The 16,960-nt window shown below is 61.0% G+C and carries 18 protein-coding genes; 14 read left to right on the top strand and 4 right to left on the bottom strand.

What is annotated here, in order from left to right:
* From KHO23_RS27185 to KHO23_RS27195, 3 genes are all read left to right on the top strand, one after another.
* Window positions 1-111 (top strand): DUF3138 family protein (locus KHO23_RS27185; RefSeq protein ID WP_211615109.1); only part of this gene is annotated, 111 nt, incomplete at its 5' end.
* A gap of 73 nt (window positions 112-184) precedes the next feature.
* Entirely contained in the window at window positions 185-1,477 is a 1,293-nt protein-coding gene (locus KHO23_RS27190) for an NAD(P)/FAD-dependent oxidoreductase (RefSeq protein WP_211614877.1), read from the top strand.
* Window positions 1,477-2,808: an NAD(P)/FAD-dependent oxidoreductase gene (locus tag KHO23_RS27195; RefSeq protein WP_211614880.1), complete on the top strand. Its 1,332-nt coding sequence runs from the start codon at window positions 1,477-1,479 to the stop codon at window positions 2,806-2,808. The genes KHO23_RS27190 and KHO23_RS27195 overlap by 1 nt, the downstream gene beginning before the upstream one ends.
* Before the next feature lie 292 nt (window positions 2,809-3,100).
* On the opposite strand, the gene KHO23_RS27200 is transcribed toward KHO23_RS27195, so the two are convergent.
* Window positions 3,101-3,340, bottom strand: a complete 240-nt coding sequence (locus KHO23_RS27200; RefSeq protein WP_211614882.1) for a DUF2442 domain-containing protein — start codon at window positions 3,338-3,340, stop codon at window positions 3,101-3,103.
* Between the two features lie 279 nt (window positions 3,341-3,619).
* Between KHO23_RS27200 and KHO23_RS27205 the strand changes: the two genes are divergently transcribed.
* The 5 genes from KHO23_RS27205 to KHO23_RS27220 all read left to right on the top strand — a co-directional run bounded on the left by KHO23_RS27205 (window position 3,620) and on the right by KHO23_RS27220 (window position 5,835).
* On the top strand, window positions 3,620-3,934 hold the full coding sequence (locus KHO23_RS27205; protein WP_211614884.1) for a hypothetical protein: 315 nt from the start codon (window positions 3,620-3,622) through the stop codon (window positions 3,932-3,934).
* 20 nt (window positions 3,935-3,954) lie between these two features.
* Entirely contained in the window at window positions 3,955-4,281 is a 327-nt protein-coding gene (locus tag KHO23_RS35690) for a hypothetical protein (RefSeq protein WP_407946079.1), read from the top strand.
* Entirely contained in the window at window positions 4,281-4,499 is a 219-nt protein-coding gene (locus KHO23_RS27210; RefSeq protein WP_211614886.1) for a hypothetical protein, read from the top strand. The genes KHO23_RS35690 and KHO23_RS27210 overlap by 1 nt, the downstream gene beginning before the upstream one ends.
* Window positions 4,500-4,538: 39 nt before the next feature.
* Window positions 4,539-4,748, top strand: a complete 210-nt coding sequence (locus tag KHO23_RS27215; protein ID WP_211614888.1) for a hypothetical protein — start codon at window positions 4,539-4,541, stop codon at window positions 4,746-4,748.
* 76 nt (window positions 4,749-4,824) lie between these two features.
* On the top strand, window positions 4,825-5,835 hold the full coding sequence (locus KHO23_RS27220) for a DUF2891 domain-containing protein (RefSeq protein ID WP_211614891.1): 1,011 nt from the start codon (window positions 4,825-4,827) through the stop codon (window positions 5,833-5,835).
* Between the two features lie 182 nt (window positions 5,836-6,017).
* Here KHO23_RS27220 and KHO23_RS27225 read toward each other — a convergent pair whose 3' ends face one another.
* The gene (locus tag KHO23_RS27225) at window positions 6,018-6,443 is read right to left on the bottom strand and encodes a PRC-barrel domain-containing protein (protein ID WP_211614894.1); all 426 of its coding nucleotides are present in this window, start codon (window positions 6,441-6,443) and stop codon (window positions 6,018-6,020) included.
* 171 nt (window positions 6,444-6,614) lie between these two features.
* Here KHO23_RS27225 and KHO23_RS27230 point away from each other — a divergent pair, with 171 nt between their 5' ends.
* The 5 genes from KHO23_RS27230 to KHO23_RS27250 all read left to right on the top strand — a co-directional run bounded on the left by KHO23_RS27230 (window position 6,615) and on the right by KHO23_RS27250 (window position 13,930).
* Complete coding sequence (locus KHO23_RS27230) at window positions 6,615-8,990, top strand: DNA polymerase II (protein WP_211614897.1); 2,376 nt, start codon at window positions 6,615-6,617, stop codon at window positions 8,988-8,990.
* A gap of 246 nt (window positions 8,991-9,236) precedes the next feature.
* Complete coding sequence (locus tag KHO23_RS27235; RefSeq protein WP_236067006.1) at window positions 9,237-10,841, top strand: MFS transporter; 1,605 nt, start codon at window positions 9,237-9,239, stop codon at window positions 10,839-10,841.
* A 64-nt stretch (window positions 10,842-10,905) separates the two neighbouring features.
* Window positions 10,906-12,027, top strand: coding sequence for an HlyD family secretion protein (locus tag KHO23_RS27240; RefSeq protein ID WP_211614900.1), 1,122 nt, complete (start codon window positions 10,906-10,908; stop codon window positions 12,025-12,027).
* Window positions 12,006-13,541: an efflux transporter outer membrane subunit gene (locus tag KHO23_RS27245; protein ID WP_268963942.1), complete on the top strand. Its 1,536-nt coding sequence runs from the start codon at window positions 12,006-12,008 to the stop codon at window positions 13,539-13,541. The genes KHO23_RS27240 and KHO23_RS27245 overlap by 22 nt, the downstream gene beginning before the upstream one ends.
* A 185-nt stretch (window positions 13,542-13,726) precedes the next feature.
* Window positions 13,727-13,930, top strand: coding sequence for a hypothetical protein (locus KHO23_RS27250; protein ID WP_211614904.1), 204 nt, complete (start codon window positions 13,727-13,729; stop codon window positions 13,928-13,930).
* Between the two features lie 23 nt (window positions 13,931-13,953).
* On the opposite strand, the gene KHO23_RS27255 is transcribed toward KHO23_RS27250, so the two are convergent.
* The gene (locus KHO23_RS27255) at window positions 13,954-14,742 is read right to left on the bottom strand and encodes an alpha/beta fold hydrolase (protein ID WP_211614906.1); all 789 of its coding nucleotides are present in this window, start codon (window positions 14,740-14,742) and stop codon (window positions 13,954-13,956) included.
* Between the two features lie 301 nt (window positions 14,743-15,043).
* Between KHO23_RS27255 and KHO23_RS27260 the strand changes: the two genes are divergently transcribed.
* On the top strand, window positions 15,044-15,910 hold the full coding sequence (locus KHO23_RS27260) for a helix-turn-helix domain-containing protein (protein WP_236067016.1): 867 nt from the start codon (window positions 15,044-15,046) through the stop codon (window positions 15,908-15,910).
* Window positions 15,911-15,974: 64 nt separating this feature from the next.
* Here the strand turns inward: KHO23_RS27260 and KHO23_RS27265 are convergent, their stop codons facing one another.
* Window positions 15,975-16,934 (bottom strand): fumarylacetoacetate hydrolase family protein, encoded by a 960-nt coding sequence (locus tag KHO23_RS27265; RefSeq protein ID WP_211614910.1) that lies wholly within the window; start codon window positions 16,932-16,934, stop codon window positions 15,975-15,977.
* Window positions 16,935-16,960 lie beyond the last annotated feature (26 nt).

Below are 16,960 nucleotides of genomic sequence, written 5' to 3' on the forward strand. Positions count from 1 at the left end.
AAGGTGGAATACCGCCACGACTGGGCGAACAAACAGGTGTTCCTGAAGAACGACGGTTCGTACGGCAAGTCCAACGACCTGCTCGCGACGCAGTTCATCTACTCGTTCTAAAACGACCCGCCTCGTCACGTGGCCCGGCTATTTCGCGGGCCACGCGCCAAGGCCTCTTCTGCATGCTCTGCCTATGCTCCGATTCTCAAACCAGCCTCACGTCGCCTCGTATTACGCAGCAACCGCCAACGACACCACGCGCCATCCCCCGCTCGAAGAGACCATCACTGTCGACGTCTGTGTGATCGGCGCGGGACTCACCGGCATCTCGACTGCATTGAACCTCGCCGAACGCGGTCACACGGTCGCGGTGCTCGAAGCATCGAAGGTCGGATGGGCCGCGAGCGGCCGCAACGGCGGCCAGTTAATCGGCGGTTTTGCCTGCGATATCGACACATTCGCGAAGTTCATGCCCGCGAATGACGTGAAGCGTGTTTGGGACATGGGGCTCGAAACCCTGGATATCGTCAAGGAGCGTGTCGCGAAGCATCAGATCGACTGCGACCTGACCATCGGTTATCTGACCGCGGCGAACAAGCCGCGCGATACGGACGCGCTGCAAAAATGGCGCGACGAAGCGCAACAGCGCTTCGGCTATAACGGCTACAGTTATGTCGATGCCGACGGCGTCTGCGACTATGTTCAATCGCAGCGCTACCTCGGCGGATTATTCGATGCCGACAGCGGTCACCTGCATCCTCTGAATTACACGCTCGGTCTGGCCCGCGCGGCACGCGCCGCCGGCGTACAGATTTTCGAAGACAGTTGCGTCACGGCGCTGCGTCAGGAAAACGGCCGGCATGTGGCTGAAACCGCGCGCGGCAAGGTGAATGCGCAATTCGTCGTGCTCGCCTGCAATACCTATCTCGGCGAACTCGCGCCGGATGTCGCCAGCAAGATCATGCCGGTCGGCACCTACGTGATCGCCACCGAACCGCTCGACCCCGATCGCGCCGAAGCGCTGATGCCCGCGAAAGCGGCCGTGTGCGACAGCCGCTTCGTGCTGGACTATTTCCGGCCTGCTCCCGACAACCGCCTCCTGTGGGGCGGCAAAGTCAGCTATTCGACGTTCGCGCCGCGCAACCTCGGCGAGGCGATGCGCCGCGACATGCTGAAGACCTTCCCGCAACTCGACGACGTCAAAATCGACTATGCGTGGGGCGGTTTCGTCGACATTACAATGAATCGCGCGCCGCATTTCGGGCGCCTGTCGCCTACCGTCTATTTCGCCCAGGGCTTTTCGGGCCATGGCGTGAATACCACGGGGCTTGCCGGTAAACTGATCGCCGAAGCCATCGACGGCCAGGCTTCGCGCTTCGATCTGTTCAGCAAGATTCGTCACCGCGACTTCCCGGGCGGCGCTACACTGCGCACCCCTGCCCTCGTGCTCGCGATGGCCTGGTATCGAATGAAGGATCTGCTTTGATGAATGCTCCGACTCCTGGCTCCGCTGGTTTCCACACCCTCGACCGCCGCGCCGATGCGCTGATCGCCAACTCCTACTACGAAGCGAGCGCGGCCCGTCCGCTTGCCGACGATCCGGTGCTCGACGGCACCGTGGAAGCCGACGTCTGCGTGATCGGCGCGGGTTTCTCCGGTTTATCGGTGGCGTTGGAATGCCGGGCGCGCGGTTTGTCGGTCGTCGTGCTCGATGCGCACCGCCCGGGTTGGGGCGCATCGGGCCGCAACGGCGGGCAGACGCTGGTCGGTTTCGCCAAAGACGAGATCATTGAGCGTCAACTCGGTCTCGACGGTGCGCGCGCCGCGTGGGCCATGTCGGTGGAAGGTGTGGGTCTGGTGCGCGAGCGCATCGAGCGTTACGGCATCGAGTGCGACTTCACCTCCGGCTATCTGACGGTGGCGACCAAACCGAAGCGCGTGCCGGATTTGCGCTCGTGGATGGAGTCGGCCTCACAACGCTGGGGATATACGAAACTCTCGTGGCTCGATACCGATGAAGTGCGTTCTCGCGTCGCGTCGCAACGCTATCTGGCGGGCGTCTACGATCCGTTTTCCGGCCATCTGCATCCGCTCAAATACTGCCTCGGCCTCGCCGACGCAGCACGTCGTGAAGGCGCTCAACTGTTCGCGCATTCGCCAGTGATCGAAATCGTGCGCGGCGCGCGCCCTGTTGTGCGGACCGCGAACGGCGAGGTGCGCTGCCGTTTCGTCGCCGCGTGCGGTAACGCGACGATCGGCGACGTGTTGCCTGCGCCGGTGGCCGCGCGCATTGCGCCGATTGCATCGTATATCGTCGCCACGGAGCCGCTTGGCAAAGCACGCGCCGACGCACTGATCAAAGGGCGCGAGGCGATTTGCGACAACAACTTCTTCCTCGATTACTTCCGCTTGTCGGCGGATCATCGTGTGCTGTTCGGTGGACGCGCGAGTTCGACCGGTGCGTCGCCCGTACAACTCGGCGAAGAGATTCGCAAGCGCATGATCGGCGTGTTCCCGCAACTCGGCGATGTGCGAATCGACTATGCGTGGGGTGGTTTTGTCGACGTGACGCGCAATCGCGCGCCAGACTTCGGCTCGATCGATCCGAACTACTTCTACGTGCAAGGTTTTTCCGGGCACGGTGTGGCGTTGACCGGCATTGCCGGACGCGTCATTGCAAAGGCCATGGCCGGTGAGACAGCGGCCTTCGATCTGTTCGCGCAGTTGCGGCATGCGCGCTTTCCGGGCGGGCCGGCCTTGCGCGGGCCGGCGCTCGAACTCGGGATGATGTATCACCGGATTCTCGAGTTGTTCTAGTCTGGGGTGCCAGTCTCTCCTGACGAAAGCCATCCCGGCCATCACCGCAGCGAGCGCGCTCATTCGGGCGACCGCGTGACGCAAGCTCGGCTCGCTGCGAGTGACGCGACTGCGTCACCCTGATCGGGGAATTGCCGCAAAGGCGCCTCGAGACGCACATCGGTCTACTTCTCGGGTCAGGCTGCGCACCGTTGCCACCTTATGAGCGGCCCTCACGCGCCGTACCATTCCTGCCCTTCCTGCCAAAACTGTGGTGTGGCGACGCAACGTGACCAGATGGTCCGTGTTCAGCTTAGTGAAGCTTCGCGTCATCGAGCGGTAGGAGCAATGCCGTCACGTCGACATCTTCGCCGAGTTCGGGCCAGTGCAACTGCTGCCGGTCAATCGAAATGGCGAAATGCCCACGTTCCATCGGCGACGCAGACTCAAGGAGCGGAAACAACTCCAGAGGAAAATAAGCGGCCCGGCCGTCTGCCAGGTCCAGCACCAAAAACTTCGCATCGAAATGCACGTTCACCGCAGCGCCTTTCATGATCAGCTCCTGAAGAGGAACAGCACTCCGAGCATAGAGTGCCGCGGCCCCTCATTCAAGCAGGAAAATCTGGCGTGAACACAGTGATGCCGCGCACCATCTGAAACCGGAAACGCCGTCTGCGCTCACGCAAACATCGCCTAGTTGCGACCGCTATGGATTATTGCTTCCGGAACGGGCAGCGGGACCATGGGATTGCGCAAAAACCTGTATGGATGTACAGTACTCTAAACGCAACTTCATAGACACGAGCAGGCATTTTTTTCCGGGAGAGGCTTCATGGATATGCGCGTTCGCAAGGCCGTCAGCCATCCAATGCCCGAAATTGCGGCGTTTGTCGCCGGCATGAAATCTGCGTTTGGCGAGCAGGAAATCGATGAAACCATTCGTCGTGGCCGAGCCGGGGAGCCGACCTTCTTTGCGAGCGAAAATGGCCACTCGGTGGGCACCGCTCGTCCGGTGGCTACGAATGTCTGGCGTGTCGACGGCGCCGTGCGTGACCGCCACTACTGTGACGGTTGCGACGGGTCGTGCGTCGGAGGGGATGTATCCTGCAGCGATAGACTGAATCGCATCGCCAAGGAGAAACAATAGTGAAACGGGTTGGCTGCGGGTTGCTTTTACTGGCGTGTACTTCGGCCGCATTTGCAGGTGAGCACTACGTCGAGGTCTGGAATCCGCCCGAAGCTCGGGGTGGATTGCTTCAGGGAACAGTCGCACCGAAGTCGCCTACGCCTAAGCGGCGTGTGCCCCATTTGGTAAAAACACGGGCGCATCGCCCGTCGACCACCGCCACGAAGCTGGCCGTGAAGCAGGGAACGGCCGGTGCAGGTGCGCGACACGTTACGCCTGACGTATCGGAAATCCCCCGTCTGATAACGCCCGAGGGGAACGTGCTGCGCGTTGATGCTCACAACGCGCATGTTGAGGTCGTGCGCTGATGGAATCGGGAAGCTACAAGGGATACCGCATCTTCGGTCACGCCATACTTCAGCAAGAGGACATCCTTTCGCCTGAACGATACGCCGGCAGCGGGACCATCACCCGCGACACAAAGATGGTTGAGGCCTCCGGGGTACTCGGTGTTTTTGATACGGAAGAAGAGGCTCAGCTCGCGGGGCTAGGTTGGGCGCGCGCCTGGGTCGATAGCCACGGCTAGCAGCGGCTTAAGCGGCTTAACGTCAGTCCGCAGCAGCCTATGCGGGGCGAATATCACGGCACCAGCATCGGCGATGGGCGTGAAGCTTCGAAAAGCCCGGTAAGTCTGGCCGCCGACTGTCATCCGGTTTACACCGACCTGAGTCAAATCGTCCTCCTCGCCGGCTGGGTCGCCAACGTAGGCAGAACAGACGTCCGTACCGTCGCGCTGGAACGGAAAAACCAGAACGGCGCGATCAAGACGCAATAGCCACCTGCTTTACTATTGCCGGTCGTCAATACCATACTGTCATACCTTTTCGTATTCCGCTTTTGAGGAGACGCCGATGACCGTTCAACTCACGCCCGAATTCGCGTCCAGATTCGCCAATCTCGCGCTCGCCCATCTCACGCGCGAGTATCCGAACAAACTGACCCACTCGCTTGCCGGTCCTCAAGATGTGCAAGGCCCGCGTGCTCTGCATCCAATTTTTTACGGCAGCTACGACTGGCATTCATGCGTGCATGGCTACTGGCTGATCCTGCATCTGCTCGACCGCTTTCCCGATCTGCCTGAAGCAGCACGCATCGTCGCGGTGGTCGACGCGCACTTCACCGAAGCGAACGTGGCCGGCGAGCTCGCGTATCTCGACCTGCCGCACAACCGCGGTTTCGAGCGCCCGTATGGGTGGGCGTGGCTGCTCGCGCTGAGCGCGCAACTCCATTCGCCGACACTACCGGAAGCAGCGCGCTGGTCCAAGGTTCTTGCGCCGCTTACCGAGGCCTTTGTCGAACGCTTCGAGGAATTTTTGCCAAAAGCGACCTACCCGTTGCGCGTCGGTACGCACTTCAACATGGCATTCGCGCTTGCGCTCACGCTAGATTTCGCACGACAAACGTCGCGTGAATCGCTTGAGGCGCTGCTGGTGAATACGGCGGAACGCTGGTTTCTGAACGATGTCGCGTGTCAGGCGTGGGAGCCTGCCGGCGACGAGTTCCTGTCGCCCTCGCTAATGGAGGCGGAGTTGATGCGGCGCGTGTTGGCGCCTGCGCAATTTGTCGAATGGTTCAGCCGCTTTTTGCCGGACCTCGGCGCGAAGAAGCCCGCCACGCTGTTCGAACCCGTCACCGTGACCGACCGCACCGACGGCAAGATTGCCCACCTGGACGGCCTGAATCTGAGCCGCGCATGGTGCCAGCGCTCGCTGGCGCGCGCACTGCCCGCCGGCGACGTGCGCCGCACGGTATTGTTCGACTCGGCCGAGCGTCATCTTCTGAGCGCCCTGCCGCACGTGGCCGGCGACTATATGGGCGAACACTGGCTGGGCACGTTCGCCACGCTCGCACTGGAAGCGTGAACGGTGATCCGACCGAGCGCTTGTTGAAGGCAAAAACGGCGCCGCAAGCGTGAAACGGTTTGAGCAAGCTACCGATTCGCGCCGCGAGCGCCGTGTTTTTTGCCGCGTGATTCAGCGTGATTCAGGCGTGATTCAAGCGCCGCCGGTTGCAACCCGGCGCGCGAATCCGCCGGCTCCGTGCATTACTGGCCAGTCAGCTTTTTAGGCTTCGGCGGCGCCTGAACCTTGTTGTACTGAAACTCGGGGGTCGCCTTCAAAGCATCCTTGGTCGCGCCAGCCAGATAGAAATTTCCAGAACGAATATCCAGCGCGGCGATCGGCACCGCTACGTCATGCGACGCCACGCCAAGAAATCCGCCGGCGGAGACGATCGCCGCGGACAGCGAGCCGTCGGGAGCGACCACCAGATCGCGGATCGAACCAATCTTCTCGTTCTGGTCGTTATACACCGCCTTGCCGAGAATGCTCTTCTTCACACTCCAGCCGCTCAGTAGCGCATTCGATTGCTCGACCGTGACGCTCAAAGGTTGTGTGCCGGCAACTTGCGCCTGCGCACCAAAGCTGGTTGCAGCTACCGCGACCACAACAACAAGTTTGCTCAAAGTCATTCCGTTCACTCCGTTCTTAATAGACTTGACCGGCGCATGGCCTGCGCCGAAGGAATCGCTGCAAAACGATGATACAGACTACCCGGCATACCTGCATTCAGCCGGGCTACGGCGACAACCGCATAACGGTAAAATCGAGTCCGGCGATAACGCCCGTTTAGAGGTGGAAGTTTGACTGAGCTTGAGCAGGGTTTCATTCTGACCCGACATTGGCGGGATACGCCCGCCGGCACGGAAGTGGATTTCTGGCTGGCAACAGACGGCGGGCCCCGTCACATCCGCCTGCGCCCTCAGCCTTCCGTGGCTTTCATTCCGGCAGAGCACCGGGAGCGCGCGGAAATGATCCTGCGCCGTGAGGCGCCGCTCGATCTGCGCCCGCTCGATCTGAGCGATTTCCAGCATCGGACGGTGATGGGGCTTTACTGCCCGCAGTACCGGCAATTGACGGGCTTCGAGAAACGCCTGAAACAAGGCGGCGTCGATGTCTACGAGGCCGATATTTTCCCGCCCGAGCGCTACATGATGGAGCGGTTCATTACCGCGCCGGTGTGGTTCGGCGGCGATCCTCAGCAAAACGGCCCGCTTCTGAATGGCGAATTGAAGCCGGCTACACACTACCGGCCATCATTGAAGCTGGTGTCGCTCGATATCGAAACCAGCGCGCACGCCGAGCTCTATTCCATCGCGCTCGAAGGGTGCGGACAGCGTCAGGTCTATATGCTCGGACCGCCAAACGGTGAAGATTGCGATGGCGGCGGTATCGACTTCGACCTCGAATACTGCGAAACCCGCGCACAGTTGCTCGAAAAATTGAACACGTGGCTGGAACGGCACGACCCCGACGCGATCATCGGCTGGAATCTGGTGCAATTCGATTTGCGTGTGCTGCAGCAGCACGCCGAACAATTGCGCGTGCCGCTGCGGCTCGGCCGCGGCGGCGCAGTGATGGAATGGCGCGAGCACGGTCACAAACAGAACCATTTCTTCGCAGGCGCCGCGGGAAGATTGATCATCGACGGTATCGAAGCGTTGCGCTCCGCCACATGGAGTTTCCCTTCGTTCAGCCTCGAATATGTAGCGCGTTCCGTATTGGGCGAAGGCAAGTCGATCGACAATCCCTATCAGCGCATGGATGAAATCCAGCGCCGCTTCGACGAGGACAAGCCTGCCCTTGCACGGTACAACCTGAAAGATTGCGAGCTGGTGACGCGCATCTTTGCGAAGACCGAGTTGCTGCCGTTTCTGCTGGAGCGCGCGACGGTCACCGGCCTGCCCGCGGACCGCAGCGGCGGATCGGTCGCGGCATTCACGCATCTGTATATGCCGAGGATGCATCGGCAAGGCTACGTCGCACCGAATCTCGGCGACGTAGCCGGTGCCGCGAGCCCCGGTGGTTTCGTGATGGATTCGCGGCCCGGCCTCTACGATTCCGTACTGGTGCTCGACTACAAGAGCCTGTACCCGTCGATCATCCGTACGTTTCTCATCGACCCGGTGGGTCTCGTGGAAGGCATGCGCAATCCCGGCGACGACCAGTCGGTGCCTGGCTTTCTCGGCGCACGCTTCTCGCGCACACACCATTGTTTGCCGTCGATCGTCGGCCAGGTGTGGCAAGGGCGCGAAGCCGCCAAACGCGAGCACAACAAGCCGCTTTCGCAGGCCTTAAAGATCATCATGAACGCCTTTTATGGCGTGCTCGGCTCCACCGGCTGCCGGTTCTTCGACCCGCGTCTCGCGTCGTCGATCACCATGCGCGGCCATGAAATCATGCACGCCACGCGTGAGCTGATCGTGGCGCAAGGCTACGAAGTCATCTACGGCGACACGGATTCAACGTTCGTGTGGCTGAAGCACGCGCATAGTGAAGAAGACGCGAGCCGCATCGGCCGTGCGCTCGTCGAGCATATCAACGCGTGGTGGCGCCAGAGCCTGCAGGCGCGTTTCGGGCTCGATAGCGCGCTCGAGTTGCAATTCGAGCGGCACTACAAGCGCTTTTTCATGCCGACGATTCGCGGCGCCGAGGAAGGCAGCAAGAAACGCTATGCCGGGCTGACTGTTTTGCCCGACGGCAGCGAGGATATCGTCTACAAAGGGCTCGAAACCGTGCGGACCGACTGGACGCCGCTCGCGCAGCAGTTCCAGCAGGAACTCTATGGGCGAATCTTCAGGCAACAGCCGTATCAGGACTATGTGCGCGACTACGTTCGCGATACGTTGTCAGGAAAACTGGACGATCAGCTCGTGTACCGCAAGCGGCTGCGCCGCTCGCTCGGCGAGTACGAGCGCAACGTGCCGCCGCACGTGCGCGCGGCACGGGTGGCCGACGAGTTCAACCGTCAACAGGGGCGTCCGTTGCAATACCAGAACGGCGGCTGGATCAGCTATGTCATGACGACCGCCGGGCCGGAGCCGCTCGAAACGTTGCGCTCCGCAATCGACTACGAACACTATCTGACGCGGCAGTTGCAACCGGTCGCCGACGCGATCCTGCCGCTATTGCGCGACGACTTTACGACCTTGATGTCGGGGCAGAAACAGTTGTTCTGACGGAAGGGACACACTGTCGGGACCATCGGCAACAGCACAGGCACGCCGACGCTGTAACAGGTTTTAAGTCTCCCTTCAGGACTTTTAAGGTCCAACTGGGTCACCATGCACGGCATCGTGATCTAATTTGTGGTACCGGCATCGCGCCCATTCATCGAGGAGTCCCCTATGCTGCACGGCTCGTTTTTGTCCGCCGCCAGCGTGGCCGCGGGATTGCCACCTGTCAAACGCGCATAGGCCGTTGTAATGAGTGACACTGCCCTGCCGAGCGCGATGCCGGCCGCGCCCATGGCGGCGCTCCCCCTGTCGCCCGCGCATACGCGTCTTCTGCTCCTGGGCCTCGGCCTCGCGACCGGGATGGAGTTCTATACGTTCGACAGCATGAACCTCGTGCTGGCCGATCTGACCGGCACGCTCGGCGTATCGGCGGACGAAGCGAGCTGGCTGCTGACTGTCTATAGCTGCGCCCTGTTCCTCGGCGTACCGGTCTCCGTCTGGATGGCCGGGCACTATGGCTACAAGCGCTTCCTGATCTCGACCATCGTCGTGTTCGCGATCGCCTCCATGGGGTGTGCGATATCCCCGAATCTCGAATCGATGCTGATCTGGCGCGCCGTCCAGGGGTTGGCCGGCGCGGGCCTCGTCGTATGGTGGCGGGCGAGCATCTACGTTCTGATGGCCAAACCGCAGCGCAGCCCTTCGTTGATGAAGGCCTCCACGCTGCTCTACTTATCAAGCGCGGCGGGGCTTCTGGTGAGCGGCTATATCACCGACCATTTCAACTGGCGGCTGATTTTTCTGCCGAATCTGTTGTACGCGGCCGGCGCGATATGGCTGCTGGCCCGCTACTTTCCGACGCTCCCGCCGCCCGCCTCCGACCGCGTGATCCGGACCGACTGGCTCGGCATCGCCCTCCTCGCGACGGCGCTGATCTCGCTTCAGATCATCCTCAATCGCGGTGAAATCGACGACTGGTTTGGATCCTTTCATATTCGCGTGCTAGCGTGGACGAGCGGCGCGGCTCTGCTTCTTTTCATTATCTGGCAAGCGACTCCGGCGAATCGAACGCCGCTCCTCTGGCTCGGCCTGCTGCGTGACCGCTACGTGCTGTCGTCCGCGCTGATCGGTGTCTTCACCGGCATGATCCTGTCGGGTAGCCTGTTCGTACTGCCCGAATTTTTGCGCAATCTGTCGACCCATACCCATAGTGCGACCCAGACCGGACAGATCATATGCGTCTATGCGTTGACGGCTGCGGCCATCCGGCCGCTCATGGTCGGTCTTATCGCGCGAATCGGTCAGCGCAAAACGATCGTGATCGCGCTCGTCATGTTGATCGCGTCGATGGTTCTGTTCAACCGCCTGCTGACGACGGACACGCCCGGCTATTACTACATTCTTCCGCTGATTCTTTACGCCTGCTGCCTGTCGCCGTTGCTACCCGCGGTGGGCAGCGGCACGGTAGCGAGAATCGAGCAGAACAAGCTGCTCGACGGCGTTTCGCTTTACATGACCTTCAGGCAGTTCGGCGCGTCGCTCGGGGTCGCGCTGCTGACCATTCTCATCGGGCATCGCGAGACGCTTCATTCATCGCGCCTCTTCGAACACCTGCGCCACGACAATCCGGTCACACGAGACTGGCTCGCGTCGGTGAGCGCAACGCTGGTCACACGCGGTGGTTATTCTCCTGTCGAGAGCCAACGCGCGGCGGTAAAAATGCTGGCCGAAGCAGGCGCGCACCAGGCCGCCACCCTCGCCTACGCGGACGCTTTCGCCTTCATGGCGGCGGTCGGTGTCATCGCACTGTGCCTCGTCCCCATCATTCCGCCGACCCCGGTAGCCAAAAAATAAGGAGCGCGGCCATGCGAACCCTGTCTCTTCGAAACTCTTTCCACACTCGCGAACGGAGCCAGCGATGAGCGACGCGCCCCCGGTTCAAAAACCGGCCACCCCGCCGCCGCCCGCTGTTGCGCCTGCGGCGCCCCCGCCGCCTGACAATCGACGCTGGCTGATCCTCGGCCTGCTCGTGTTGATCGTTCTGCTCGCGATCGCCGCGTATTTCCTGGTGCCGGGCCTGTACGAGCAAGAGACCGACGACGCCTATGTCGACGCGCATCTGGTCTCGGTCATTCCCAAGGTCCCGGCTTACGTGCAGACCCTTCATGTCAACGACAACAGCAAGGTGACCGCCGGCGAGCTCCTTGTCGAACTCGACCCGCGCGACTATGTCGTTCAGGTGGATCTGGCACGCGCCAATGTCGAGGCCACCATTGGGAAGCTCGAAGAGGCTCGCAATCAGGTCGCGGTGGCCGACGCCAATATCGGCCAGCAAAAGGCTGAGCTTGACGTTGCCCATGCCAATGCGAAACTTGCCGGCGCCAATCTGGCGCGGCTGCAATCCGTCTCCGATGTGCGCGCCGTGTCGTCGGAACGCGTCGACGAGGGAAAGGCGGCGGCCGACGGCACGCGGGCCTCTGTGACGGCGGCCCAGGTCAAGGTCGATGCACTACAGGCGCAGGCCACGCTTGCACGCGCCCAGGTGAAAACGGCGGAGGCCTCGGTCGCTCAGGCTCAAGCCATGCTCGCGCAAGCGACGCTCAATCTCTCATACACGAAGATCTACGCAACCGAGTCCGGCAGCGTCGCAAACAAAAGCGTCGAGAAAGGCAACTTCGTGCAGCCTGGACAAACGCTGTTGTCGGTCGTCCCGGACAAGCTCTTTGTGATCGCGAACTACAAGGAAACACAATTGACCTACGTTCGACCCGGTCAGTCGGTCAAGGTCTTCGTCGATGCGTTTCCGGACTTGCGGCTGCGCGGTCACGTCGACAGCATCCAGCGCGGCACCGGCTCGCACTTCGCGCTTCTGCCGCCGGAAAACGCAACGGGCAATTTTGTGAAGGTGGTGCAGCGCGTGCCGGTAAAAATCGAACTCGACAACCCAGGAGACGCGCTTAAATTGATCTCGCCGGGCATGTCTGTCGAAACGGAAATCTTCGTCAGGGAGCGCCCGGCATGGCTCGGCTTCGGAAACTAGCGGCAGCGCCGCCGAGTCGCCCTCCTTACCCGCGACGACGGATCGCAGGCCTGGGCGCAATCGTCGCGACATGGGCGGGACTCCTCACGGGTTGTACCGTGGGCCCCGACTACGTGCCGCCGAAACCCGTCATGCCGGCGGCATTTACAGAGCAAACCGGCTCGGCGGCAAATGCGGCAAGCACGGCAAAAGAAGCGCAAACGTCGCATGACGCCTGGTGGGAAGGCTTCGATGACGCGACGCTCAACGCGCTCATGACCGAAGCGCTGCATGCCGCCCCCGACCTCGCCATTGCCCAGGCTCGCGTACGTGAAGCGCGGGCCTTGCGAGGCATCGCAGGCGCGGAGCAATACCCCACCGCCAGCGCAGGCGCCCTATACGATCGGACTCACGGTAGCGCCAATGTGCCGGTCGGCGTGCCGCCTGGCGGCCTCGGTCCGGGCGCTAACGGCAATCTATGGCAGGCGGGTTTCGACGCTTCGTGGGAGATCGACGTATTCGGCGGCAAACGTCGCGGCGTCGAATCGGCCGATGCCTCGTATCAAGCCGCCGTGGCCGACATGGGCGACGTCGAGTTGACCTTGCTCGCGGAGGTGGCGCGCAACTACATCGAGTTACGCGGGGTGCAGCGGCAACTCGCCGTCGCGCGCAATAATTTGTCCATTCAGCAAGACTCGTTGTCGCTGACCCGGTCGCAATTCGACGCGGGCCTCGCCTCGCGTCTCGATGTACTGCGCGCACAGGCTCAAGTCTCCGATACCGAAGCCGCGATCCCAACCTTCCAGGCGGACGAACGCGCGTCCATTTATCGCATTGGCGCGCTGATCGGGCATCCGCCGGAAGAATTGCTTGCCCAGCTGGATACGCCCCAAGCGATTCCTTCGGCCGTGGCGGACGTGCCTGTTGGCCTTCCGTCCGACCTCCTGCGCCGCCGGCCGGATATCCGGGCAGCCGACCGCCGGATTGCCGCCGCGAATGCCCGTATCGGCGTCGCTCAGGCCGATCTCTACCCCCACTTCTCGCTGACTGGCGTTGCCGGCCTGGAGAGCCTGAACGCATCGACGTTTCTCACCGCGCCGAGCCGCTATTTCTCGATTGGTCCGAACATTAGCTGGCTCATATTCGACGCCGGTAAGGTCCGCTTCGCAATGCGTGCCGAAGAGGCGCGGACCGATCAGGCCGCGGCCGTGTACCAGCGAACGGTTCTGGGGGCGTTGCGCGATGTCGAAACCGCCCTCGTGTCTTATGCGCAGTCACACGTTCGGCGTGATCGGCTCGCTGCCGAGGTCGCCGCAGACCGCGAGGCGGTGACCATCGCGACGCGGCTCTACCGGCAGGGGCTCAATGACTTCCTCTCCGTGCTGGACGCAGAACGCTCACTGTACGCCGCCGACGACAAGCTGGCGCAAAGCGATCGTGATATGGCGCTTGCACTCGTCGCGCTTTACAAGGCGCTCGGTGGCGGCTGGCAGGAGGCGACCGACGCCGCCCATGTCGCCGCCGGGCAGCCCTGATGCAGGCATGTCATGACGAAATCACCGCCTATATCGACGACATGGCCAAGTTGTTGTCCATAAAACGAATGACTTGATTGCAATCGTTCAGATTGAGCCACGCTCGTGTTTCCACTAGCCCTCGCCGTGAATAGAATTAAAGGGCGTTAAACCGACGCGCTTCAGATCAAGCGGAGAGGTTCATCATGAAAGTCACTACGTTTTTCGTGGCCGTGCTTTTAAGCATTTCTTTTTCTACACCGGTCTTTGCCAATGAGCACATGCATGTGAATCACGACCACGAACACACGCGCTATCAACCAGTCCGCACGGACCGGAGCGGCTCGGATCAGAATACATCGGCTCAGGGGTCACAGAACAACACCCAGACCGTGCCGGGCAGCAAGTAAGAACGAAGAGCGCCCGTCTCGTCCTAGCGTGCGTAGCGGAGCAGGAAGTCCCGCAACGGCGGATTCACACTACCGGCATGCGTCAAATTCGGCGTGTGTCCCGCTCGGTCGACCAGAACAAGATCCTTGCAGTTCGGCAACCGGGCGGCGAGCGCCTCGGCGCAGTCAGGGCTGATGGCGGCGTCGTCGCGTCCGTGGAATACGATTGACGTATGCGTGATTTCGCCAAGACGCGGCGTGATGTCATCGCGCGATACAAGGGCATTGACCGGATGTTCGAAGTGATCCGCGCTGGCGTTCATCCATTTGCGAATCCATTCCGACGCCGCGTACTCGGGACCGAACAGAAACACCGACAGATTCTGCGCGACATTCTTCGCACCATTGCGTGCCCACTCCGCTTTCAGTTCTTCGAAAGACTGCTGGACCGCTTCGGAGTCGATATCGCTTCGTGTCGATATCAGGGCGATCGCCCGAAAACGATCCGGCTCCAGCAACGCCGCACGCATCGATATAAATCCGCCTTGAGACATGCCGACCAGCGATGCCGAGGCCACCTCCAGATGGTCGAGCAAGGCAATGAGATCGAGCGCCGAGTCCCAGTAGCTGAAGGCCCGGGTCACGGCGCCCGTCGCACCGAAACCCCGCTGGTCCCAGACGACGCACCGGAACTCATTACGGAGTTCCTCGATGTTCGGCTGGAACATGTCGCTATCCATCAGGAAGCCATGACTGAAGACAACGACAGGCGCCCCGGCAGGGCCGAACTCATCGTATGCAAAGCGTATCCCATCGCGTTCAAAAAACGGCATGCCTATCCCTACTTTCGAATAACACGGTGGATTCAATATAAGCCCACCTCCTCTGGAACACCTGACCGAAAGCGCCGATTGCTTGTCAAATCGTCCAGACTTTCCACACCCTGCATGCAGGTCGGAACAGGTTTCTACCCATTGACTGCACTCCTTACTTTTGATTAAGTGACGTCTATGCGAATTGTCGATAGACAAGCTTGCCGCAAGATCTCACCGCTTATTGAAGCGTCTTTTTTTGTATTCATGGAACCCGGCAAGCGTTACGCGCCGCCCCGTTCCACGAGGAGAAATGTTGGGTATGACGAACGTACCAATTGACGGAGACAAGCCCGTCTGGATTCTGCAAGGAAGTTTCGGGCGAGCAACGGTTAACTTCATTAGCCGTCCGCTTGTCGCTCACGCTCACGCCCAATACCAGTTCCTTTTCAAGCTTGGTGGAAGCAACAGCAATTTCCGCATCGGCGCGGACGATTGCGCGCTGACAGCGGAGCGGGCAATCTGTCTGAATCCGTGGGTCGAACACTCAAAAAGCGGCAGCGACGACGAACCCTCCTTGATCCTTTCCCTCGTCGTCGAAGCCCCCTGGTTGCGCCAGCAATTGAAACTCGCTGAAAGCGGCACCGCGAGTATTTTTCCGAAGGCTGAGGTTGTCGTGACGCCGGACGTGCGGCATCACGTGGATCGTATCGCCGCGGCGATCACCAACCACCTGGTCGCTCAGGACGACAATTGCATGCCCATTCTTGCGGATCTGGTGACCGCACTCGGTCGGGATTTTGCCGATCCTGCGTTGACGGCCGGCATTATTCCGTCAGGCAGACCGATTGATTTTCGCATCCGCAAAGCGGTGGATTTCATCAAGCACGCTTCAGTGACGAATCCCACGGTCGCCCAGGTGGCAGCTCAAGTCGGCCTGTCCAGGTCGAGATTCTTCCAGCAATTCCGGCTATGCATGGGCATTTCACCGCAGCACTATATCGACTGGGTCCGTATGTCTCATGCAATCCAGTTGCTTGGCGCTAGCAATAAACCGCTTTCCGACGTAGCCGAGGAGTTGGGGTTCGAAGAACACAGTCACTTCACGCGTTTCTTCGCACAACACATGGGTGTGCCACCCAGTGAGTTTCGCAGGCATTCGGTAACGCTGGATAATCAGCGTAGCTAAACGTTGGCGTGGGGCTCCGAACGATCCCCACACCCTTTTAAAGCCAGGATTGCTTCAGCCGGAATCAGGCCGCGGACTTCCGTACGCCGTAGCCACTTTCACTGATCGACGCGTCGGCGGCGACCGGATTGCCCAGCACGCCCAGCCCATCGATCTCGATCTCGACCCAGTCTCCCGGCCGCATATGCACCAGACCCGGCGTCGGGAAGGGGCCATACTGGCGCGAGAGATCGCGGCCCTCGACGTCATCCGGCTGAGGCTTCAACGCGCCAGGCGTTCCCATTGCGATCAGGTCGCCAGGCCGCAAACGATAGCCCTGACTCAGATAGCTGATCACTTGCGCCACGCTCAACAGCATGTCGTCGAGCGGCGCGCTCTGACGAACGACACCGTTAATGCGAGTCATGACAGTGTGCTTTGCAGGATCGCCAAATTCGTCGCGAGTCATCAGCCACGGCCCATAAGACCCGGATGCTTCGAAATTCTTGCCGAGACCGAATTGACGATTGTGCATCTGGAACTCGCGAACCGATCCTTCGTTGAGGCAGGTGTAACCGGCCACATGTTCGAGCGCTCGCTCCACCGGAATATAGCGGCCAGGCGTGCCGATCACGACACCGAGTTCGCCTTCATAGTCGAACGCGCGTGCAACGGATTCCACCGGCGCCAGGATCGGCTCGCCGGCGCCGACGTAGGACGCAGCCGTGCGCATGAAAAGGTGGGGAAATTCCTTCGACGTTTGAAGTCCCGTCTCCGCGATATGACTCTTGAAGTTCAACGCCAGTGCCCACATCGCGTTCGGGCGGTCCAGGAAGGGTTTGAGCGTGACGTCAGCGAGAGCCCGATCGCCTTGCCGCCCCTCTGCCGCTTGCCGCAGCCGCGTTAGCCCATCCTCCTGCTCCAGGATTGAAATCAGGCTGGAAGGAAGGTCCGGGGCAATGTCGGAGACAGCGATGAAATGGGTCGGGCTGGTGACGATACCGAGTGCGGTGCGGCCGCCGTCGGCGTAAGCAATAATCTTCATGATCGAAAGTATCTTTGCGTTGGATT

The sequence above is a fragment of the Paraburkholderia haematera genome (assembly GCF_905220975.1).
GTDB lineage: Bacteria > Pseudomonadota > Gammaproteobacteria > Burkholderiales > Burkholderiaceae > Paraburkholderia > Paraburkholderia haematera.